The sequence below is a fragment of the Pinisolibacter sp. DMC100 genome (assembly GCF_056313705.1).
Genome location: NZ_JBQUZT010000001.1, coordinates 38,199 through 59,417, shown reverse-complemented (window position 1 = coordinate 59,417; position 21,219 = coordinate 38,199). Strand labels below are relative to the sequence as shown.

Below are 21,219 nucleotides of genomic sequence, written 5' to 3'. Positions count from 1 at the left end.
CGTTCGCCGGCGCCGGCACCCGTGGGTGATACCCCGGGCGTTTCCCCAGAGGGGATCCGGACGCGGTCGGGATCGGAAACCAACGCGAACCCAAGCCGGCGCTCGCCGATATTTCGGCATCAGGAGTTTCAATGTCTCAGATGAACCCCACCCGCGACGAATTCGCTGCCCTTCTCGAAGAATCCTTCGAGCAGTCCAATCTGTACGAAGGCTCGGTCGTCAAGGGCAAGATCGTCGCGATCGAGAAGGACCTCGCGGTCATCGACGTCGGCCTGAAGGTCGAAGGTCGCGTCGCGCTCAAGGAATTCGGCGCCCAGGGCCGCGACGGCGGTCTCAAGGTCGGCGACGAAGTCGAAGTCTATCTCGACCGCGTCGAGAACGCGCTCGGCGAAGCCGTCATCTCCCGTGAGAAGGCGCGTCGCGAGGAGAGCTGGACCCGTCTCGAGGAAGCCTTCGGCAAGAACGAGAAGGTCACCGGCATCATCTTCAACCAGGTCAAGGGTGGCTTCACCGTCGACCTCGACGGCGCCGTGGCGTTCCTGCCGCGCTCGCAGGTCGACATCCGCCCGGTGCGCGACGTCGCCCCGCTGATGCACGTGACGCAGCCGTTCCAGATCCTGAAGATGGACAAGCGTCGCGGCAACATCGTCGTGTCGCGTCGTACGGTTCTCGAAGAGACCCGCGCGGAACAGCGTTCGGAGCTGGTGCAGAGCCTGCAGGAAGGCCAGATCGTCGACGGCGTGGTCAAGAACATCACCGATTACGGTGCGTTCGTCGACCTCGGCGGCATCGACGGCCTGCTGCACGTCACCGACATCGCGTGGCGCCGCATCAACCACCCGTCCGAGGTGCTGTCGATCGGTCAGACCGTCAAGGTCCAGATCATCCGCGTCAACCCGGAAACCCATCGTATCTCGCTCGGCATGAAGCAGCTCGAGGCGGATCCGTGGGAGGGCATCGTCGCCAAGTACCCGATCAACGCCAAGTTCGCGGGTCGCGTCACGAACATCACCGACTACGGTGCGTTCGTCGAGCTCGAGCCGGGCATCGAAGGCCTGATCCACGTCTCCGAGATGTCCTGGACCAAGAAGAACGTCCATCCGGGCAAGATCGTTTCGACCTCGCAGGAAGTCGAAGTGATGGTGCTCGAGGTCGATCCGGTCAAGCGCCGCATCTCGCTCGGCCTGAAGCAGACGCTCGCCAACCCGTGGGAAGTCTTCGTCGACAAGTACCCGCAGGGCACGGTCGTCGAGGGCGAGGTCAAGAACAAGACCGAGTTCGGTCTGTTCGTCGGTCTCGACGGCGATGTCGACGGCATGGTCCACCTCTCCGACCTCGACTGGAACCGTCCGGGCGAGCAGGTCATCGAGGAGTTCCGTCGCGGCGACAAGATCAAGGCCGTGGTTCTCGACGTCGACGTCGAGAAGGAGCGCATCTCGCTCGGCGTCAAGCAGCTCGCCGGCGACCCCTTCGAGAAGGCCGGTGATCTGCGCCGCGGCGCGATCGTCACCTGCGAAGTGACCGAGGTGAAGGATTCGGGCATCGACGTTAAGATCGTCGACACCGAGTTCACCACCTTCATCAAGCGCTCCGAGCTCGCCCGCGAGCGTGGTGACCAGCGTCCGGACCGTTTCGCCGTCGGCGAGCGTCTCGATGCCCGCGTCATCACCTTCGACCGCAAGACCCGCAAGGTCGGCGTCTCGATCAAGGCGCTCGAAGTGGCCGAAGAGAAGGAAGCGATCGCCCAGTTCGGTTCGTCCGACTCGGGTGCCTCGCTCGGCGACATCCTCGGCGCCGCCCTGCGCGCGCGCACCGAAGACAAGTGATCGGCCGGCCGGGCATCCCGGCCGACCCTTCCAACGAGACCCGCGTCGGGAAACCGGCGCGGGTCTTCGCGTTTTCCGGGCTCCCGTCTCGGTGCTCACGAGGACGTGACGGGCGGGGCTTGTTTCCGCCGCCCGGGCTCGATAACGCTGTGAAACTGGTTCACCGGAGGTCTCCCCATGCTCCTCGATCCGGACGCGATCGCCGACCGTCGTCGGCTGAAGCGTCGTCTCGGTTTCTGGCGGATCGCCGCGATCGTGCTGGCGGTGGTCGCGGTGGCGGCACTGGCGGCCCGTTTCGGCGGGCTCGGACCGTCGACCGCCCAGCCGCACGTGGCGCGGGTGACGATCAAGGGCATGATGCTGCCCGACCGGCCGCTGATCGCGATGATCGACGAGATCGCCCGCACCGAGTCCGTCAAGGGCGTGATCGTCGACATCGACAGCCCCGGCGGCGCGACCTCGGCCGGCGAGGCGCTCTACGAGAGCCTGCGGCGGTTGTCGGCCAAGAAGCCGACGGCGAGCTGGGTCGGCTCGCTCGCCGCCTCGGCCGGCTACATGACGGCGCTCGGCACCGACCGGATCGTGGCGCGGCGCACGGCGCTGACCGGCTCGATCGGCGTGCTCGCCCAGTGGGGCGACGTCTCCGAACTGATGAAGATGGTGGGCGTCAAGCTCGAGGAGGTGAAGTCCTCGCCGATGAAGGCGGAGCCGACGCCCTTCAAGCCGACCTCGCCGGAAGCCCGCGCCATGCTCGACCGGGCGATCCGCGACACCTACGACTGGTTCGTCGGCCTCGTCGCCGATCGCCGCGGCCTGCCGCGCGACAAGGCGCTGGAACTCGCCGACGGCCGCGTCGTCACCGGCCATCAGGCGCTCGGTCTCAAGCTGATCGACGCGATCGGCGAGGAGAGCGTGGCGGTCGAGTGGCTGCAGTCGAAGGGCGTCGCTGCGGGGCTCCCGATCGTCGACTGGAAGCCGAAGCGGCCCGAGACGGCGCTCTCCTGGGTGCAGTCGACGGCGGAGGCGGCGACCGCCGGCGTCGTCGCCGCGCTGGGGCTCGACGGTGAGATCGCGGCAATGCGCTCGCTTGACGGACTGCGGTCGGACTGGCACCTTGGACGCAACCAAAAATCCGAGTGATTTCGAGGGGATCGGTCGATGATCAAGTCCGAGCTGGTGACGCGGCTGGCGGAGCGCAACCCGCACCTCTACCAGCGTGACGTGGAGCACATCGTCAACGCGGTGCTCGACGAGATCACCGGTGCGCTGACCCGCGGCGACCGTGTCGAGCTGCGCGGCTTCGGCGCCTTCTCGGTCAAGAACCGCCCGGCCCGCACCGGCCGCAATCCGCGCACCGGCGAGAAGGTCTCGGTGACCGAGAAATACGTGCCGTTCTTCAAGACCGGCAAGGAAATGCGCGAGCGGTTGAACGACGGCGTCGACCTCGGCGACTGAGCCGGGATCCGCGGTCCGACCATCTGACATCGAACGGGGACGTCGCGATGAAGCGATTCTTCACCTGGCTCCTGGCGCTGCCGATCGGCGTGGTCGTGGTGGCGCTCGCCGTGGCCAATCGCCGCCTCGTCACCGTCTCGCTCGATCCGTTCCGGCCGGACGATCCGGCGCTTTCCGCCACGTTGCCGCTGTTCCTGCTGCCGCTCGCCGCGCTGATCCTCGGCGTGATGCTCGGCGGCGTCGTCACCTGGTGGCGTCAGGGCGTCTATCGCAAGGCGGCTCGCACCGTCCGGCGCGAGGCGGTGCGGCTCGAGGCCGAGCGGGCGGGTCTCGCCGCCCAGGTCGCCGAGAAGGACGCGGTCGTCGCCGCGCTGACGGCGCCGGCCCCCGCGCCGGGTCCGGCGCTTCCGGCTCCCGGCCCCGCGCGCGCCGCCTGATCTCGGCGGGTCTCATCATTCCATCTTCCCAGACGAGGGTTCCGCGATGATCGGCATCGACGCGGACGCGATCGATCGCGTCCTGACGCGCCAAGGCATGGTCGAGGCGCTGCGCGCCGGCTTTCGCGAGGCGGTGGTGACGCCGGTGCGCCATCACCATCCGATGAAGCGGGCGGGCGAGGACGACGCCATGCTGCTGCTGATGCCGGCGTGGAGCGACACGTCGGGTGCGATCGGCGAGGACGCGGTGATGGGCGTCAAGATCGTCTCGGTGATCCCGGGCAACGCGGCGCGCGGGCTCGCCTCGGTGGTCGGCGCCTACGTGCTCCTCTCCGGCGTCACCGGTGTGCCGCTCGCCGTGCTCGACGGGGCGCGGCTGACGCTGTGGCGCACCGCCGGCGCCTCGGCACTCGCCGCCGACTTCCTCGCCCGGCCCGATGCGCGCCGCCTCGTCATGGTCGGCGCCGGATCGCTCGCCGAACATCTGGTCGAGGCGCATACGAGCGTGCGGCCGATCGAGGAGGTGACGGTGTGGAACCGTTCTCGTGCCAAGGCCGAGGCCTTCGCCGCGACATTCGCCGGGCGGCCGTTCAAGGTGACGGCGACCGACGATCTCGAGGCGGCGGTGCGCGAGGCGGACGTCGTCTCCGCCGCCACCATGTCGACCGAGCCGCTGATCCGCGGCGCTTGGCTGAAGCCCGGCGCCCATGTCGATCTCGTCGGCGGCTACACGCCCGCCATGCGCGAGGCCGACGACGCGGCGGTGGCGCGGGCCCGGGTCTTCGTCGACACCCGCGCCGGCGCGACCAAGGAGGCCGGCGACATCACCCGGCCGATCGCGGCCGGAGCGCTGACGCTCGACGGCATCGTCGGCGAGCTGGCGGAGCTCTGCCGCGGCACGGTCCGGGGCCGGGCGACCGGGCAAGAGATCACGCTCTTCAAGTCGGTCGGCACGGCGCTCGAAGACCTCGTCGCCGCACGCCTCGTCCATCGCGCGATCTCGGCGTGATGGTCAACGATTCGTAAACGCCGCCGGGGCGATGATCGGCGCTCGCCGTCACGCCGGAGTGCGAGCCATGTCGAGAGCACGTCGTCTCATCTCCCTGCCGGGCCTCGTGCTCGCCGTCGCCGCGCTCCTCGCTGCGGGTGGGGCCACGGCCCAGACGACCGGGTCGGACGGACTCTCCGAGATGGAGAGGGCGCGGGCGGCGTTGCCGCCGGACGCCGCCAAGGTTCTGTTCGGCGAGAAGGCCGCACCGGCGCCGCTCGAGGCGCGGTCGATCGGCTCCTATGCCCGCGGCTGTCTCGCGGGTGCGACGGCGCTGCCGGTCGACGGGCCGGCGTGGCAGGTGATGCGGCTCACGCGCAATCGCAACTGGGGTCATCCCGCCCTGATCGCCTTCCTCGAGCGCTTCGCGGCCCGGGGGCGTGCGATCGGCTGGCCGGGGTTGCTGGTCGGCGACATGTCGCAGCCGCGTGGCGGGCCGATGCTGACGGGCCATGCCAGCCACCAGATCGGCCTCGACGCCGACATCTGGTTCTCGCCGATGCCCGATCACCGGCTCTCGGCCGACGAGCGCGAGACGATCTCGGCGGTGTCGATGGTCGACATGGCCAAGCGCGAGCTCGATCGCTCGAAGTGGACCGAGACGCGGGCGAAGCTGGTGCGCGAGGCGGCGCGCGATCCGTCGGTGGCGCGGATCTTCGTCAATCCGCCGATCAAGAAGGCGCTGTGCGACTGGGCGGGGTCCGATCGGGCGTGGTTGGCCAAGGTCCGCCCGTGGTACGGCCACAACTATCACTTCCACGTCCGCATCGCCTGCCCGGCCGGCGACGGCGCCTGCGCCGACCAGGATCCGCCGCCCTCGGGCGACGGTTGCGGGGCGGATCTCGCGTGGTGGCTGGGGCCGGAGCCGTGGAAGCCGAGCGAGCCGGAAAAGCCGCGCCCGCCGATGATGCTCGCCGACCTGCCGGAAGCCTGCCGGCAAGTGCTGCTGATGAAGTGAGGCGCCCGCGCCGTCGAAAGTGGCGCGTGACCGCGCGCCGGCTCGCTCAGTGCAGCGCTTCCTGCCTGGTGTGGGAGCCGTGGATCTTGTCCATCAGCGCCAGCAGGACGCCCGAACCGACGAAGACGACGTGGATGATCGTCATCCACATGATGTCGCGGTCGGTGTATTTGGCGATGTCCATGAAGATCTTCAGCAGATGGATGCCCGAGATCGCCACGATCGAGGCAATCAGCTTGATCTTCAGCGCGGCGAAGTCGACCTTGCCCTTCCATTCGGGCTGGTCCTCGTGGTCGCCGACGTCGATCTTCGAGACGAAGTTCTCGTAGCCCGAGAAGATGACGATCAGCAGCAGGTTGCCGGCGAGCGTCATGTCGATCAGCGACAGGATGGCGAGGACGGTCTGCGCTTCCGATGCCGCCCAGAAATGGAGGGCGAATTCGAAGAGACCCTGGCCGAACTTGAGCATCAGCACGAGCAGCGCGCCGACGAGGCCGACATACATCGGCGCCATCAGCCAGCGGCTGGCGAAGAGACCGCGTTCGATCGTGTGTTCGGCCATGTCCATCTCCCGTTCCGTCCGGTCGCACCGGTCCCGTCTTCCTCGTCCGGCCAGCCCTTAGCAGAGTTCGGCCAGTCTCTCCAGTTCGCGCTCGAAGGCGCGGGTGCGGGCACCGTAGAGGTCTTCGCCGAGCTCCAGCGCCTCCTTGCGCAGCGCCTTGCGGCGGCGGGCGAAGCGGGCGAGGAGGGCGGTGCGGTCGTCCTCGCCGGCCGTCAGTCCGGCATCGTCGACGACCCGCTCGCTCATCACCGCCAGATCGTGCTCCTCGCCCAGGACGTCGCCGAGCCGGCCGAGATCGTCGCGCAGCGACGGCGCGGTGGAGGCGGTGGCGAAGGGCACTAGCTCCGACAGATGGCGGCGGCGGGCGACGTGGCGGCGCCACTCGTGCAGCGTCTCGTCGCCGGCGCCGTCGTCGAGGTCGCGCCAGATGCGGCGGCCGCGGCGGTAGGTGACGACGAGGCCCTCGTGCAGCAGGCGGCCCGCCGGGAAGACGCGCGGCAGCGATTGCGCGTCGGCCTCGCAGGCGCGCAGCCGGGCATCGACGGCGGTGAAGTCCGGCGTCCTGAGATGGGCCTCGGCGGCGCGGTCGGCACAGACGCGGGCGAAACGGGCGGTCTCGTCGTCGCGGCCGTCGTCGGCGAGGCGACGCGCCTCGGCGGCCATGACGTCGGCATCGCGGGCGTCGGCGAGGAGGCGGGCGCATTCGCGCACACGGCGGGCGCGGCCCTCGCGATCACCGGCCACCGGCTCCAGCACGAACCACAGGTTCCGCGCCCGCTTGAGGCAGCGGCGGACGCGATGGACGATCGCCTCGCGCGGCAGGGCGGGGTCGACGAGGGTGGCCCGCGCCGCGGCGATCTCGTCGGCGAGGCGGCGTTTCAGCGCGATCGCCAGCGTCGCCGAGGCGGGGGCTTCGAGCGTCGTCGTCATGCCTGTGCTCCGCGCGGGATCGGGCAGGCGATGCCGGTGCCGGCGAGGCCGCAATAGCCGTCGGGGTGGACGTCGAGATACTGCTGGTGCTCGGCCTCGGCATAGTAGAAGGGCGGCGCGGCGCGGATCTCGGTCGTCACCGGGTCGAGGCCGGCGGCGCCGAGGCGGGCGTCGTAGGCGTCGCAGGCGGCATGGGCGGCGGCGGCCTGCGCCGGCGTCGTGGTGTAGATCGCCGAGCGATACTGCGTGCCGACGTCGTTGCCCTGGCGCATGCCCTGGGTCGGGTCGTGGCTCTCGAAGAAGAGGCGCAACAGGTCCTCCCACGAGACGCGGGCGGGGTCGTAGATCACCTTCACCACCTCGGCGTGGCCGGTGTGGCCGGAGCAGACCTCGGGATAGGTCGGATTCGGCGTCTCGCCGCCGGCATAGCCGACCGCGGTCAGCACGACGCCGGGGGTGCGCCAGAACAGGCGCTCGGCGCCCCAGAAACAGCCCATGCCGAAGAAGGCGGTCTCGCAACCCGCCGGCGCCTCGGCCTTCAGGTCGAGATCGTAGATGCGGTGACGCGTGGCGGTGGGGATCGGCGCGTCGCGGCCGGGCAGTGCTTCGCCGGCGGGCGGCATCCGCAGCTTGGCGTGGGAAAGGCCGAACAGGCTCATGGCGGGTCTCCTCCTGTGGCCGCGCGTCCGCGACCGCCGGCGGGCGGTCGGCGCGTCTCGGCGCGGTCGCGGGAGAGATATGGGGATGCCTCGCGCGTTCGCCAGCCGTCGCGGCGTCGAGCTGGCGATTAGGGGCGTTTCGTCACGAATCGATGACGGCCGTCATCCGCGCGGGGCGATCACCGGGCGTTCGCCCGACCGATCGCGGGCGGACGCGACCAGGAGGAAGCCGACGACGCCGAGCAGCAGGCAGGTCGGAACGATGCCGAGGAGGCCGAAGACCGCGTCGCGCACCCCCGGTCCGGCGCTGGCGGCGAGCGAGGCCGAGGCGCTCTCGAAAGTTGCCGGAAAGACGGATTTCCACGACTGGGCGGCCGAGCTCAGGCGGGGCGCAGAGGCGGCGATCGAACTCATTCCGTCGATCACGGCGGCGGCGAAGCCGCCCGCCAGCAGCCACAGACCGAGCGTGCGCACGAGAAAACGGATCATCGTTCTTCCCTCCGTGTCGTCGCGTTCCATCCGGGTCGGTTCGCCCGTCGCGCGCGTCTTTCGGCGACGATTCGAGCGGAGGCACCCTAACGCGACGGCGGTGCAAAGGCGAGTGCTGCGTTGCAGCATGAAAAGAATTGATTTTTCAATCGATTACGAGACATTTCGTGTCATCGTGAGGGTTGCCCGGCGCCGGCCTCGCGGTTAACGCTTGCGGCCTGTCGTCGCAGGCAGGGTGGAATGTGATCGACCGGTCGCCACCCCGTCGAGACCGCCGGCCGGCGGGGGCCGACGAATGCGCCGACGCGAAACGGGAGTGACCGATGCCGACGACCGAGCCGACCAACGAGATCGCCACGTCCTTCGCCGAACGCAGCCACAACGACGAGCTCTCCGAAGCCGCGCTCTATTTCCACAAGATGCCGCGTCCCGGAAAGCTCGAGATCCAGGCGACCAAGCCGCTCGGCAACCAGCGCGATCTGGCGCTCGCCTATTCGCCGGGCGTCGCGGCCCCCTGTCTCGCGATCCGGGACGATCCGGATCGGGCGGAGGACTACACCGCGCGCGGCAATCTCGTCGCCGTCGTCTCCAACGGCACGGCGGTGCTCGGTCTCGGCAACATCGGGCCGCTCGCCTCCAAGCCGGTGATGGAGGGCAAGGCCGTCCTCTTCAAGAAGTTCGCCGGCATCGACGTCTTCGACATCGAGGTCGACGCGCCGACGGTCGAGCGCATGGTCGACGTCGTCTCGGCGCTGGAGCCGACCTTCGGCGGCATCAACCTCGAGGACGTCAAGGCGCCCGAGTGTTTCGAGGTCGAGCGCCAGCTGCGCGAGAAGATGAAGATCCCGGTCTTCCACGACGACCAGCACGGCACGGCGATCATCGTCGCGGCGGCGATCCTCAACGGGCTCGAGCTCGCCGGCAAGGACATCGCCGCGGTCAAGATCGTCGCCTCGGGCGCGGGTGCGGCGGCGCTCGCCTGCCTCAACCTGCTGGTCTCGCTCGGCGCGAAGGTCGACAACATCTGGGTCTGCGACCTCGAAGGCCTCGTCCACGTCGGCCGCGAGAAGCTGATGGACCGCTACAAGGCGGTCTATGCCAAGGAGACGGACAAGCGCACGCTGGCGGAAGTGATCGAGGGGGCGGACGTCTTCCTCGGGCTCTCGGCCGGCGGCGTGCTGAAGCCCGAACTGCTGAAGTCGATGGCCGAGCGGCCGATGATCATGGCGCTCGCCAATCCGACGCCGGAGATCATGCCCGACCTCGCCCGCGAGGTGCGCCCGGACGCCATGATCTGCACCGGCCGGTCGGATTTCCCCAATCAGGTCAACAACGTCCTCTGCTTCCCCTACATCTTCCGCGGCGCGCTCGACGTCGGCGCGACGACGATCGACGAGACCATGAAGATGGCGGCGGTGCATGCCATCGCCAAGCTCGCCCACGAGGAGGCGGGTGATCTCAAGAACGCCGACGGCAGCCCGGTCGTCTTCGGCCCGGACCATCTGATCCCCTCGCCCTTCGACAACCGCCTCATCCTGCGCATCGCGCCGGCGGTGGCGAAGGCGGCGATGGAAGCGGGCGTGGCGCGCCGGCCGATCAAGGATTTCGACGCCTATGTCGAGCGTCTCTCGCGCTTCGTCTTCCGCTCCGGCCTGATCATGAAGCCGATCACGGCGGCGGCGAAGGCGTCGAAGGTCAAGAGCCGCGTCGTCTATTCCGACGGCGAGGACGAGCGCGTGCTGCGCGCGGCCCAGGTGCTGCTCGAGGAAGGCGTCGCCACGCCGATCCTGATCGGCCGGCCGAAGGTGATCGAGGCGCGCTGCGAGCGCTTCGGTCTGCGCGTGCGCCCGAACGTCGACTTCGAGGTCGTCGATCCCTCCAACGACCCGCGCTACAACGACTATGTCGCGACCTATTTCTCCAAGGTCGGCCGCAAGGGCGTGACGCCGGACGGCGCCAAGACGATCGTGCGGTCGAACACCACGGTGATCGGCGCGGTGGCGGTCGAACGCGGCGATGCCGACGCGCTGATCTGCGGTCTCGGCGGCGGCTTCATCCGTCACCTCAAGGTGGTCGACGACGTGATCGGCCGCGATACGGTCGACACGCATTTCGCCACGCTGTCGCTGCTGATCACCCAGACCGGCTCGTGGTTCCTCACCGACACCTATGCGACGCCGGATCCGACGCCGGAGGAAGTGGCGCGCACGGCGGTGCTCGCCGCCCGCCACATCCGCCGCTTCGGTCTGCCGCCCAAGGCGGCGCTGCTGTCGGCGTCGAACTTCGGTTCGCGCGACCTCGCCTCGGCCAACAAGATGCGGGCGGCGCTGTCGATCGTTCGCGCCATGGAGCCGGACCTCGAGATCGACGGCGAGATGCACGGCGACGCGGCGCTCAACACGGCGATGCGCAACCGGGTGATGCCGGATTCGACGCTGAAGGGCGACGCCAACCTGCTGGTCTTCCCCTCGCTCGATTCGGCCAACATCGCGCTGAACCTGATCAAGGGCATGACCGACGGTCTCCACGTCGGCCCGATCCTGCTCGGGGCGGCGAAGCCGGCGCACGTGCTGACCCAGTCGGTGACCTCGCGCGGCGTCGTCAACATGTCGACGCTGGTGGCGGTCGAGGCGCAGTCGCGTCGCTCCGGCGGGCGCTGATTCTCGTTGGGTTAACTCCGCCTTAAAACGCCCCCAATAGGCTCCCAAGGGGAGACATGGGCACTGCTTCGGTGTCGAAGGGGCGAGGAGAGAGCGGCGTGGCGCGAGGGGCGGATCGGCGACGGGATCCCGTCTTCGACGACGACGAACACGAGGCGGGTGACCGCCTCGACATTCGTCTGTCGCCGGACGACCGCCCGACCGGTGTCCGTGGACCGCGCCGTCCGCCGCAGCGCCCGTCGCGCGCCGAGCCGAGCTTCGAGGGCCGTCGTCCGCAGGCGCGCGACGAGGACCACGACGAGCCGCCGCGCCGCCGTCGCGCGAGCCGCGACGAAGACTTCGACGACTACGACGAGGCCCCGCCGCCGCCGCCGCGCCGGCCCCGCAAGGGCGGTGGCAAGTCGCCGCCGCCGTCGGGCAGCGGCTTCGGCCGATTCGTGCGCCGCGCGCTCTACTGGAGCTTCGTGCTGGCGATCTGGGCCGGCATCGCCGCGGGCGGCGTGCTCGTCTATTACGGGGCGCGTCTGCCGCCGACGTCGGAATGGGCGGTGCCGGAGCGGCCGGCCAACGTCAAGATCCTGTCGTCCGACGGCAAGCTCGTCGGCAATCGCGGCGACACCGGCGGCGAGGCGGTGAAGATCTCGGAACTGCCGCCGTGGCTGCCCGGCGCGATCATCGCCACCGAGGACCGCCGCTTCCGCGACCACTGGGGCATCGATCCGATCGGTCTCGCCCGCGCGGTCGTCGTCAACCTGACGCGGCGCGGCGTGTCGCAGGGCGGCTCGACGCTGACCCAGCAGCTCGCCAAGAACCTGTTCCTGACCCAGGAACGGACCTTCGGCCGCAAGGTGCAGGAGGTGCTGCTCGCCCTGTGGCTCGAGCGCACCTACACCAAGGACCAGATCCTCGAACTCTACATGAACCGCGTCTACATGGGCGCCGGCGCCTATGGCGTCGACGCGGCGTCGCGGCGCTATTTCGGCAAGTCGGCGCGCGACGTGACGCCGCTCGAGGCGGCGATGCTGGCGGGCCTGCTGAAGGCGCCGTCGCGCTATGCGCCGTCGCGCGATCCGGAGCGCTCCAAGGCGCGCGCCCAGACCGTCCTCGCCCTGATGGTCGAGACCGGGGTGATCACCGACAAACAGCGCGAGGCGGCGATCGCCCAGCCGAAGATGATCTTCACCCAGCCGAACGCCGGCTCGGAGAACTACGTCGCCGACTGGGTGATGGACCAGATCCCGAGCTTCATCGGCTCGATCGACAAGGACATCGTGGTCGAGACGACGATCGATTCGTCGCTGCAGATCCTCGCCGAGGCCGCGCTCCAGGCCGGCATGGCGCAGTTCGGCGACAAGAAGGACGTCTCCCAGGGCGCGGTCGTGTCGATCGACTCGACCGGCGCGGTCAAGGCGCTGGTCGGCGGCGTCGACTATTCGAAGTCGCAGTTCAACCGCGCCGTCGCCGCCAAGCGCCAGCCGGGTTCGACCTTCAAGCCCTTCACCTATCTGACCGCGATGGAAGCCGGGCTGACCCCCGACACGATCCGCGAGGATGCGCCCTTCACCTACAAGGGGTGGAGCCCGAAGAACTTCGAGAAGGAGTTCAAGGGGGCGATCACGCTGAAGGAGGCGCTGTCGCAGTCGATCAACACGGTGGCCGCCAAGCTGGCGATCGAAGTGGGGCCGAAGAAGGTCGCCGAGACGGCGATGCGGCTCGGCATCACCTCGCCGCTCACCGCGACGCCGTCGATCGCGCTCGGTACCTCGGAAGTGACGCCGCTCGAGATCACCGCCGCCTTCGTGCCCTTCTCCAACGGCGGCATGGGCGTGGTGCCGCACGTCATCAAGTCGATCAAGTCGGCCGACGGCAAGGTGCTCTATGCCCGCAAGGGCACCGGCATCGGCCGGGTGATCGATCCGGTGCCGCTCGCCGAGATGAACGAGATGCTGGCCGAGACGCTGGCCTCGGGCACGGCGCGCAAGGCGCAGATCCCCGGTTGGCAGACCGGCGGCAAGACCGGCACGTCCCAGGATTTCCGCGACGCCTGGTTCATCGGCTACACCGCCAAGCTCACCACCGGCGTCTGGCTCGGCAACGACGACGGCCAGCCGACCAAGCGCGGCACCGGCGGGTCGCTCGCCACCGTCGTGTGGCAGCGCTTCATGCTCGACGCCCATCGCGGCCAGCAGGCGATGGCGGTGCCCGGCACCGGCTACGCCCGCGGCGTGGCGGGCCTGCCGGCGACGCCGATGGGGACCGTCGAGACGACCGGTTCGGCGCCGGTCGGCCAGCAGCCGATCCTGCCGGTCGCCCGCAACCGGGCGCGCCCGGCCGATCCGGAGACCACCGGCTCGATCGCCGAGGCGCCGGTCCGGCGTCCCTCGCGCGGCGGCCCGGAGGGCCAGACGCTGGGCGAGTTCATCGGCGGGCTGTTCCGCTGGTGAGGGATGCCGCCGCTCACACCGGCGGCGTGCCGTTCTCCGCCAGGACGGCGCCGGCGAGATAGAGCGATCCACAGATCAGGATGCGCGTTGGCGCACCCCCGTCGTCGCGCAGGCTTTCGAGCGCGGCGCGGACGCTTCGCATCGGCGTGGCGGCGAGCCCGGCGCGTGTCCCGACGATCTCGGCCAGCGCCGCCGGATCGCGGCCGGGGTGCTCGCCGCCGTCGATCGGCACCGTCAGTACGCGCGGCGCCAGCGGGGCGAAGGGGCGAAAGAAGCCGATCGGATCCTTGGTCTCGAGCAGTCCGGCGATCAGCACCAGCGGGCGCGGCGAACGGCGGCCGAGATCGGCGAGCGTCGCGGCGATGACTTCGCCGGCGCCGGGGTTGTGGCCGCCGTCGAGCCAGATCTCGGCACCCGTCGGAGCGGCCTCGACCAGGGCGCCTTCGGTCAGCCGCTGCATGCGCGCCGGCCAGTCGGCACAAGCGATGCCGCGATCGATCGTCGCCTCGGGAAGGTCGAAACCGGCCGCCTCGAGCGCGGCGACGGCGGTGCCGGCGTTGACGATCTGGTGGGGGCCGAGGAGACGCGGCGGGGCGAGGTCGAGGAGGCCGCGTTCGGAGCGGAAGATCATCCGCCCGTCGTCGAGCGTCGCGGTCCAGTCCTGCCCGCCGAGCGACAGCGTTGCGCGGGCGCGGGCGGCGGCGCGTTCCAGCACCGCGGCGACGGCGTCGACCTGCGGCGCGGAGACGAGCGGCCGGCCGGGCTCGACGATGCCGGCCTTCTCGGCGGCGATCTTCTCGATCGTGTCGCCGAGGAACTTCTCGTGATCCATCGAGATCGGCGTGATCACCGAGGCCAGCCGGTTCGCCACCACGTTGGTGGCGTCGAGCCTGCCACCGAGGCCGACCTCGAGCAGGGTCGCGTCGGCGGGTGTCTCGGCGAAGAGCAGGAAGGCGGCGACGGTCGCCAGCTCGAAGAAGGTTACGGCCGCGCCGGCGTTCGCCTCTTCCGCCCTTCGAATCGCCGCGGCGAGCGCGTCGTCATCGGCGAGCGTTCCTGCGACGCGGATGCGTTCGGCGAAGCGGACGAGGTGGGGCGAGGTATAGACGTGGACACGGCGGCCGGACGCCTCGAGGATCGACCGCAGGAAGGCTGTGGTCGAGCCCTTGCCGTTGGTGCCGGCGACGTGGATGACCGGCGGGATGGCGCGATGGGGATCGCCGAGCCGGGCGAGCAGGCGGTGCATGCGGTCGAGACCGAGGTCCCAACCGGCCGGCACCGTCTTCTCGAGCCGTGCGAGGAGGGCGTCGAGCGACGACGACATGATGCCCTCCCGGATCGCGATCAGGCCGCGGCGGCGTCGTGGCGCGGGCGATCCTTCTTCATGAAGAGATGCGCCAGCCGCGAGACGGTGTCGCGGATCTCGTGGCGATGCACGACGAGGTCGACCATGCCGTGATCGAAGAGATATTCCGAGCGCTGGAAGCCCTCGGGGAGCTTCTCGCGGATCGTCTGTTCGATGACGCGCGGGCCGGCGAAGCCGATGAGGGCGCCGGGTTCGGCCAGATGGACGTCGCCGAGCATGGCGTAGGAGGCGGTGACGCCGCCGGTCGTCGGGTTGGTCAGCACGACGAAATAGGGCAGTTTCGCGCGGCGCAGCGCCTGGACGGCGACGGTGGTGCGCGGCATCTGCATCAGGGACAGGATGCCTTCCTGCATGCGGGCGCCGCCGGAGGCGACGAAGAGCACGAAGGGCGTGCCGCGGTCGCGCGCCGTCATCATGCCGGTGACGATCGCCTCGCCGGCGGCCATGCCGAGCGAACCACCCATGAAGTCGAAGTCCTGCACCGCGGCGGTCACCGGCAGCCCCTCGAGGCGGCCGTAGGCGACCTGGACGGCGTCGTCCTTGCCGGTCTTGGAACGGGCGTCGCGGATGCGGTCGGAATAGCGGCGCTCGTCGCGGAACTTCAGCGGATCGGCGGCGACCGTCGGGGTCGCGACCGCGGTCCATTCGCCGCGATCGAAGAAGGCGTCGAGCCGCGCCTTGGCCGGCATGCGCATGTGATAGCCGGACGAGGGAACCACGAACTGGTTCGCCTCGAGATCGCGGTGGAAGACCATCTCGCCGGTCTCGGGACACTTGATCCAGAGGTTCTCCGGTACGTCCTTCTTGGTGAGAAGGCTCTTGATCTTCGGACGGACGACGTTGGTCAGCCAGTTCACGGGAGTACTCCACTCAGGCGGCACGGCGCTTTCGGGCCTGCCGGAAAATCTCAGCCGCGGGCGGCGCGGACGCCGGCCGCGAGGTCGGCCACGAGGGCGGTCACGGCCGGGACGGTCGCGGCCGTCGGCCTGCCGTCGACGAGGGTCGCCGCCATCGCCTGGACGATCGCCGAGCCGACCACCACGCCGTCGGCGTTGCGGCCGATCTCACGGGCGGACACCGCGTCGCGCACGCCGAAGCCGACGGCGACCGGCAGCGCCGTGTGGCGCTTGATGCGGCCGACCGCCTCCGCCACCTTCGTCGCGTCGGGCTTCGCCGCGCCGGTGATGCCGGTGATCGAGACGTAATAGACGAAACCGGAGGTGTTCGCGAGCACCGTCGGCAGCCGGCGATCGTCGGTGGTCGGCGTCGCCAGGCGTATGAAGTTGAGGCCGCGGGCGAGCGCCGGGATGCAGAGCTCGTCGTCGGCCTCCGGCGGCAGGTCGACGACGATCAAGCCGTCGACGCCGGCCGACTGGGCATCCGTGAGGAAGCGCTCGGGGCCGTAGATGTAGATGGGGTTGTAATAGCCCATCAGCACGATCGGCGTGTCGGCGTCGGTCCTGCGGAAATCGGCGACCAGCGCCAGCGTCTTGGTGAGCGTCGCGCCGGCGTCGAGGGCACGCTTGCCGGCGGCCTGGATCGCCGGACCGTCGGCCATCGGATCGGAGAAGGGCATGCCCACCTCGATCACGTCGGCGCCGGCGCCGGGCAGGGTCTTCAGGATGGCGAGGCCGGTCTCGTGGTCGGGATCGCCGCCCATCACGAAGGTGACGAGCGCCGGACGGCCCTCGGCCGCGACGGCCGCGAAGCGGCGGGAAATGCGGGTCTCGGTCATCGTCGGCACCTCAGATCTTCTCGCCGAGATAATCGGCGACCGAGAAGACGTCCTTGTCGCCGCGGCCGGAGAGGCACATCACGATCGACTGCGACTTGTCCATGGTCGGCGCCATCTTCAGCACATGGGCCAGAGCATGGCTCGGTTCCAGGGCCGGGATGATGCCTTCGAGCTTCGAGCAGATCTGGAAGGCGTCGAGCGCCTCCTTGTCGGTCGCCGGCACGTAGGAGACGCGACCGGTGTCCTTCAGCCACGAATGCTCCGGGCCGACGCCGGGATAGTCGAGGCCGGCGGAGATCGAGTGACCCTCGAGGATCTGGCCGTCGGCGTCCTGCAACAGATAGGTGCGGTTGCCGTGGAGCACGCCGGGGCGGCCGCCGGTCATCGAGGCGGCATGGCCGTTCGGCACGTCGATGCCGTGGCCGGCGGCCTCGACACCGACGATCTTCACGCCGCTGTCGTCGAGGAAGGGATGGAAGAGGCCGATGGCGTTCGACCCGCCGCCGATGCAGGCGACGACCGCGTCGGGCAGACGGCCCTTGGCGGCGAAGAACTGCTCCTTCGTCTCCTTGCCGATCACCGACTGGAAGTCGCGCACCATCGCCGGATAGGGATGCGGACCCGCCGCCGTGCCGATCAGGTAATAGGTGTTCTCGACGTTGGTCACCCAATCACGCAGCGCCTCGTTCATGGCGTCCTTGAGGGTGCCGGCACCGGAGGTGACCGGCGTGACCTCGGCGCCGAGGAGCTTCATGCGGAAGACGTTGGGCTTCTGCCGCTCGACGTCGGTCGCGCCCATGTAGACCATGCAGGGGTAGCCGAAGCGGGCGGAGACGGTGGCGGAGGCGACGCCGTGCTGGCCGGCGCCGGTCTCGGCGATGATCCGCGTCTTGCCCATGCGCTTGGCGAGCAGGATCTGGCCGAGGCAGTTGTTGATCTTGTGGGAACCGGTGTGGTTCAGCTCCTCGCGCTTGAACCAGATCTCGGCGCCGAACTTGCCGCCCGTCTGGGCGCGCAGGTGCTCGGTCAGGCGCTCGGCGTAGTAGAGCGCCGAGGGGCGACCGGCGTAATGGGTCGAGAGCGACGAGAGCTCGGCGGCGAAGCTCGGGTCCTTCTTCGCGTCCTCGTAGGCCTGTTCGAGCTCGAGGATCAGCGGCATCAGCGTCTCGGCGACGAAACGGCCGCCGTAGAGGCCGAAGAAGCCGCGCTCGTCGGGACCGTTCCGAAGCGAATTGATGAGCGTGTTCAAGGGCGGGACCTCGGGTTTCGCGCGCGGCGGGCGGCCGCCTCGCGGGCATTCTTCACGAAGGCGCGGATCCGCACGGGATCCTTGACGCCGGGAGCGCTCTCCACGCCGGAGGAGACGTCGACGGCGGAAACACCGGTGACGGCGACCGCCTCGGCGACGTTTTCCGCCGTCAGGCCCCCCGATAGCATGATCGGCAGAGCCGGGTCGAGATCGGCGACGAGCCGCCAATCGAAGGAGAGGCCGTTACCGCCGGGCAGCGCATCGGGCGTCTTCGGCGGCTTGGCGTCGAAGAGAATGCGCGCGACATGCGGCAGGACCATGGGCAGCGCGTCGAGATCGGCGGCCTCGGCCACCGGCAGCGCCTTCATCAGGGGCGTCGCCGTCAACCGTGCGATCTCGGCGACGCGCTCGGTGCTCTCGTGGCCGTGGAGCTGGATCAGGTCGGGCGTCAGGCGAGACGCGATCGCCGAAAGGCTCGCGTCGTCGGCGTCGACCACCAGGGCGACGATCTTCGCCCGGCCGCGGGCCGGCGCCGCGAGGCGGACCGCCTCGTCGAGGGTGACGTTGCGCGGGCTCTTCGGAAAAAAGACGAAGCCGATCAGATCGGCGCCGGCGTCGAGCGCGGCGGCGACCGCCTCGTCCGTCTTCAGGCCGCAGATCTTGATCTCGAAAGCCATCGGCTCGTCGTTTCGTCCGGGTTGCGCGGGCGCGCGGGAAGGGTCGTCTCTGCCACGACGCCACGCGGGAGTCCATGGCCAGGGCTTCTTCTTCCTTCTCCCCTGCGTGGGAGAAGGAAGGGACGGCGGCCGTTCACCGCAGGCGCGGCTTTGCGTGGCGGCGTCGCGGGTGTCCTGCTAGGGTGCGGCGCCGCGCCGGGATCGGCGTCAACGAGGGAATTTCGGGCCCATGCTCGCCGAAAAGCGCATTCTTCTGATCATCGCGGGCGGTATCGCCGCCTACAAGTCGCTCGATCTGATCCGTCGCCTCCGCGAACGCGGCGCGCGCGTGCGGGTGGTGATGACGGAGGGGGCGACCAAGTTCGTGACGCCGCTCTCCGCCGGTGCGCTGTCGGAGAACCGCGTCTTCACCGATCTCTTCGACCTGACCGGCGAGAACGAGATCGGCCACATCCGTCTGTCGCGCGAGGCCGATCTCGTCGTGGTGGCGCCGGCGACGGCCAATCTTCTCGCCAAGGCGGCGAACGGGCTGTGCGACGACCTCGCCTCCAACGTGCTGCTCGCCACCGACAAGCCGGTGCTCGCCGCCCCGGCGATGAACCCGCGGATGTGGGCGCATCCGGCGACCCGCCGCAACGCCGCGCGGCTCGCCGCCGACGGCTGGCGTTTCGTCGGGCCGAACGTCGGGTCGATGGCCGAGCGCGGCGAGGAAGGGGCGGGGCGGATGTCCGAGCCGCTGGAGATCGTCGCGGCGATCGAGGCCTACTTCGTGGAAGCCGCGGCGCCGAAGCCGCTCGCGGGCCGCAAGATCGTGGTGACGGCGGGGCCGACCCACGAGCCGATCGATCCGGTGCGCTACATCGCCAATCGCTCGTCGGGCAAGCAGGGTTATGCGGTGGCCGCCGCCCTCGCCGAGGCCGGGGCGACGGTGACGCTGGTCTCGGGACCGGTCGGGCTTTCCGATCCGGCGGGGGTGACGGTCGTGCGGGTCGAGACGGCGCGCGAGATGCGCGACGCGGTCGAGGCGGCGCTGCCGGTCGACGTCGCGGTGATGGCGGCGGCGGTCGCCGATTGGCGGGTGGCCTCGGAAGCCGCCGAGAAGATCAAGAAGGGGCCGGGCGGCGTGCCGACGCTGGCCTTCGTCGAGAACCCGGACATCCTGGCGGGCGTCGGGCGTCACCCGACGATGCGGCCGAAGCTCGTCGTCGGCTTCGCGGCCGAGACCGAGAACCTGCTCGCCAATGCCCGCGCCAAGCTCGACAAGAAGGGCGCCGATCTCATCGTCGCCAACGACGTCTCGCCGGAGACCGGCATCATGGGCGGCGACCGCAACACGGTCCGGATCGTCGCGGCCGACGGCATCACCGAATGGCCGGACCTGCCCAAGGACGAGGTCGCGGCGCGGCTGGTGGCGCTGATCGCGGAGCGGCTCGGCTGACCCCGGCGTCCGTCGCGCCGCCGTCATCGAACCGTCTCGTTCGTCGGCCTAGACCGGGCCGAGAAGCGATCGGAGCGAGGGGCGAGCGGCGATGCGTGCAGAGGGAACGGTTCGGCTCGGGCGATGCCATTGCGGCACGGTGCGCTTCGAGGCGACGCTCGTCGACGATTTCGAATCGATCCGCCGCTGCACCTGTTCCTACTGCCGGATGCGCGGCGCCGTCGTCGCCATGGCGGAGACCGGGGGGATCCGGATCGTCGAGGGCGAAGCGGCGCTGACCAGCTACCGCTTCCACAGCGGCACGGCGCAGCACTTCTTCTGCTCGCGCTGCGGCATCTACACCCACCATCAGCGGCGATCGAACACGGCGCTCTTCGCCGTGAACGTCGCCTGTCTCGACGGGGTCAGCCCCTTCGACTTCGCCGAAGTGCCGGTCATGGACGGCGTCGAACACACCAGCGACACCGGTCGGCCGACCCGTCGGGCCGGGACGCTGCGCTACGAGCCGGCCGACCGGGACGGATGACGGCGGGGCGGCATCACCGAATGGCCGGACCTGCACAAGGACGAGGTGGCGGCCCGGCTCGTGGCGTTGATCGCGGCGCGGCTTTGAGAGGAGAGTTGTTCCGAATCGCTCTACATGCCAAGGATTGAATTCTCGGGCTGCCACGGCATTGGTTCTTGGCACTCTCGACCCGTTGATCATCGGGAGGGCGAGAGATTGGAGCTTCGGTTCACCAGGCGCAGGGCACACGAGCGCCAGCTGTCTTCGGGTCGGAAGATCCACGTTCGCGAATGCTGGGTTCCGATCGCGGATGCGGCGTCTGAACGCAGCAACAGTTACCGACATCCTTGTCCGACCTGTGGTGCCGAGATCATCAGCGTCCACATGCCCAATGGCGGATGGGTTCACTTCAACGGTGCCCCGGGATCGGAGACGATCAAGCACCCGTGCTTTTATTTGGGCGAGCATCTTTCCAAGAAGCGCGACCCGGATACACCCGACCTGTTCGACTACGCCGACCGTCGGAAGCCGTGATCGGCCCGTCGCGTGAATGGGCCGATCCTTCGCCGGCTCAGTGATGCGAGTTCCGCATCAGGCGGATCATCTTCATGTTGATGACGAAGAAGCGCACGATCTGCCAGGGCAGGAACTTGCGCAGGAAGATCGTCGCCCAGGTCGGCTTCGGCGGGTAGTAGGCCTGCTGGTAGGGCTCTTTGTTGGTGACGGTCATGGCGTCTCTCTCCGGTCTCTGATTTCGCGAGGGTGGTTCGGCTGCCGATCG

Annotated in this window: 20 protein-coding genes; 10 read left to right on the top strand and 10 right to left on the bottom strand. The window is 69.5% G+C overall.

Annotated elements, in window-relative coordinates; genetic code table 11:
• Positions 1 to 131 precede the first annotated feature (131 nt).
• The 6 genes from rpsA to mepA all read left to right on the top strand — a co-directional run bounded on the left by rpsA (position 132) and on the right by mepA (position 5,724).
• Positions 132 to 1,826 (top strand): 30S ribosomal protein S1, encoded by a 1,695-nt coding sequence (gene rpsA, locus ACT541_RS00250; protein ID WP_476133356.1) that lies wholly within the window; start codon positions 132 to 134, stop codon positions 1,824 to 1,826.
• Positions 1,827 to 2,003: 177 nt separating this feature from the next.
• Positions 2,004 to 2,966 carry a signal peptide peptidase SppA gene (sppA, locus tag ACT541_RS00245; protein WP_476133355.1) on the top strand — a complete coding sequence of 321 codons (963 nt, stop codon included), beginning with the start codon at positions 2,004 to 2,006 and terminating at the stop codon, positions 2,964 to 2,966.
• 18 nt (positions 2,967 to 2,984) lie between these two features.
• Positions 2,985 to 3,281, top strand: coding sequence for an integration host factor subunit beta (locus ACT541_RS00240; protein ID WP_476133354.1), 297 nt, complete (start codon positions 2,985 to 2,987; stop codon positions 3,279 to 3,281).
• Between the two features lie 47 nt (positions 3,282 to 3,328).
• Complete coding sequence (locus ACT541_RS00235; protein WP_476133353.1) at positions 3,329 to 3,718, top strand: lipopolysaccharide assembly protein LapA domain-containing protein; 390 nt, start codon at positions 3,329 to 3,331, stop codon at positions 3,716 to 3,718.
• A 46-nt stretch (positions 3,719 to 3,764) separates the two neighbouring features.
• Positions 3,765 to 4,727, top strand: a complete 963-nt coding sequence (gene lhpI, locus ACT541_RS00230) for a bifunctional Delta(1)-pyrroline-2-carboxylate/Delta(1)-piperideine-2-carboxylate reductase (protein ID WP_476133351.1) — start codon at positions 3,765 to 3,767, stop codon at positions 4,725 to 4,727.
• 67 nt (positions 4,728 to 4,794) lie between these two features.
• On the top strand, positions 4,795 to 5,724 hold the full coding sequence (gene mepA / locus ACT541_RS00225) for a penicillin-insensitive murein endopeptidase (RefSeq protein ID WP_476133349.1): 930 nt from the start codon (positions 4,795 to 4,797) through the stop codon (positions 5,722 to 5,724).
• Positions 5,725 to 5,770: 46 nt separating this feature from the next.
• Here mepA and ACT541_RS00220 read toward each other — a convergent pair whose 3' ends face one another.
• The 4 genes from ACT541_RS00220 to ACT541_RS00205 all read right to left on the bottom strand — a co-directional run bounded on the left by ACT541_RS00220 (position 5,771) and on the right by ACT541_RS00205 (position 8,364).
• Positions 5,771 to 6,286, bottom strand: coding sequence for a TIGR00645 family protein (locus ACT541_RS00220; protein ID WP_476133347.1), 516 nt, complete (start codon positions 6,284 to 6,286; stop codon positions 5,771 to 5,773).
• A 57-nt stretch (positions 6,287 to 6,343) separates the two neighbouring features.
• Positions 6,344 to 7,216, bottom strand: coding sequence for a CHAD domain-containing protein (locus ACT541_RS00215; RefSeq protein ID WP_476133345.1), 873 nt, complete (start codon positions 7,214 to 7,216; stop codon positions 6,344 to 6,346).
• Positions 7,213 to 7,875, bottom strand: coding sequence for a peptide-methionine (S)-S-oxide reductase MsrA (msrA, locus tag ACT541_RS00210; RefSeq protein WP_476133343.1), 663 nt, complete (start codon positions 7,873 to 7,875; stop codon positions 7,213 to 7,215). The genes ACT541_RS00215 and msrA overlap by 4 nt, the downstream gene beginning before the upstream one ends.
• A 162-nt stretch (positions 7,876 to 8,037) precedes the next feature.
• On the bottom strand, positions 8,038 to 8,364 hold the full coding sequence (locus ACT541_RS00205) for a hypothetical protein (protein ID WP_476133341.1): 327 nt from the start codon (positions 8,362 to 8,364) through the stop codon (positions 8,038 to 8,040).
• A 323-nt stretch (positions 8,365 to 8,687) separates the two neighbouring features.
• On the opposite strand from ACT541_RS00205, the gene ACT541_RS00200 reads away from it, so the two are divergent.
• The gene (locus ACT541_RS00200) at positions 8,688 to 11,024 is read left to right on the top strand and encodes an NADP-dependent malic enzyme (protein ID WP_476133340.1); all 2,337 of its coding nucleotides are present in this window, start codon (positions 8,688 to 8,690) and stop codon (positions 11,022 to 11,024) included.
• A gap of 56 nt (positions 11,025 to 11,080) precedes the next feature.
• Positions 11,081 to 13,468: a transglycosylase domain-containing protein gene (locus ACT541_RS00195; RefSeq protein ID WP_476133338.1), complete on the top strand. Its 2,388-nt coding sequence runs from the start codon at positions 11,081 to 11,083 to the stop codon at positions 13,466 to 13,468.
• 13 nt (positions 13,469 to 13,481) lie between these two features.
• Here the strand turns inward: ACT541_RS00195 and ACT541_RS00190 are convergent, their stop codons facing one another.
• The 5 genes from ACT541_RS00190 to ACT541_RS00170 are packed head-to-tail and all read right to left on the bottom strand — an operon-like array spanning position 13,482 to position 18,495.
• Complete coding sequence (locus tag ACT541_RS00190) at positions 13,482 to 14,792, bottom strand: bifunctional folylpolyglutamate synthase/dihydrofolate synthase (RefSeq protein WP_476133337.1); 1,311 nt, start codon at positions 14,790 to 14,792, stop codon at positions 13,482 to 13,484.
• Positions 14,793 to 14,812: 20 nt separating this feature from the next.
• Entirely contained in the window at positions 14,813 to 15,691 is an 879-nt protein-coding gene (accD, locus tag ACT541_RS00185) for an acetyl-CoA carboxylase, carboxyltransferase subunit beta (RefSeq protein WP_476133335.1), read from the bottom strand.
• Positions 15,692 to 15,741: 50 nt separating this feature from the next.
• Positions 15,742 to 16,569 carry a tryptophan synthase subunit alpha gene (trpA, locus tag ACT541_RS00180; protein WP_476135992.1) on the bottom strand — a complete coding sequence of 276 codons (828 nt, stop codon included), beginning with the start codon at positions 16,567 to 16,569 and terminating at the stop codon, positions 15,742 to 15,744.
• 10 nt (positions 16,570 to 16,579) lie between these two features.
• The gene (trpB, locus tag ACT541_RS00175) at positions 16,580 to 17,818 is read right to left on the bottom strand and encodes a tryptophan synthase subunit beta (protein WP_476133333.1); all 1,239 of its coding nucleotides are present in this window, start codon (positions 17,816 to 17,818) and stop codon (positions 16,580 to 16,582) included.
• Positions 17,815 to 18,495, bottom strand: coding sequence for a phosphoribosylanthranilate isomerase (locus tag ACT541_RS00170; protein ID WP_476133332.1), 681 nt, complete (start codon positions 18,493 to 18,495; stop codon positions 17,815 to 17,817). The genes trpB and ACT541_RS00170 overlap by 4 nt, the downstream gene beginning before the upstream one ends.
• 229 nt (positions 18,496 to 18,724) lie before the next feature.
• Here ACT541_RS00170 and coaBC point away from each other — a divergent pair, with 229 nt between their 5' ends.
• Together coaBC and ACT541_RS00160 are read left to right on the top strand one after the other, a co-directional pair.
• Complete coding sequence (gene coaBC, locus ACT541_RS00165) at positions 18,725 to 19,933, top strand: bifunctional phosphopantothenoylcysteine decarboxylase/phosphopantothenate--cysteine ligase CoaBC (RefSeq protein ID WP_476133331.1); 1,209 nt, start codon at positions 18,725 to 18,727, stop codon at positions 19,931 to 19,933.
• Between the two features lie 91 nt (positions 19,934 to 20,024).
• Positions 20,025 to 20,459, top strand: a complete 435-nt coding sequence (locus ACT541_RS00160; RefSeq protein WP_476133330.1) for a GFA family protein — start codon at positions 20,025 to 20,027, stop codon at positions 20,457 to 20,459.
• A 550-nt stretch (positions 20,460 to 21,009) separates the two neighbouring features.
• Here ACT541_RS00160 and ACT541_RS00155 read toward each other — a convergent pair.
• Positions 21,010 to 21,168, bottom strand: coding sequence for a hypothetical protein (locus tag ACT541_RS00155; RefSeq protein WP_476133328.1), 159 nt, complete (start codon positions 21,166 to 21,168; stop codon positions 21,010 to 21,012).
• Between the last annotated feature and the right edge of the window lie 51 nt (positions 21,169 to 21,219).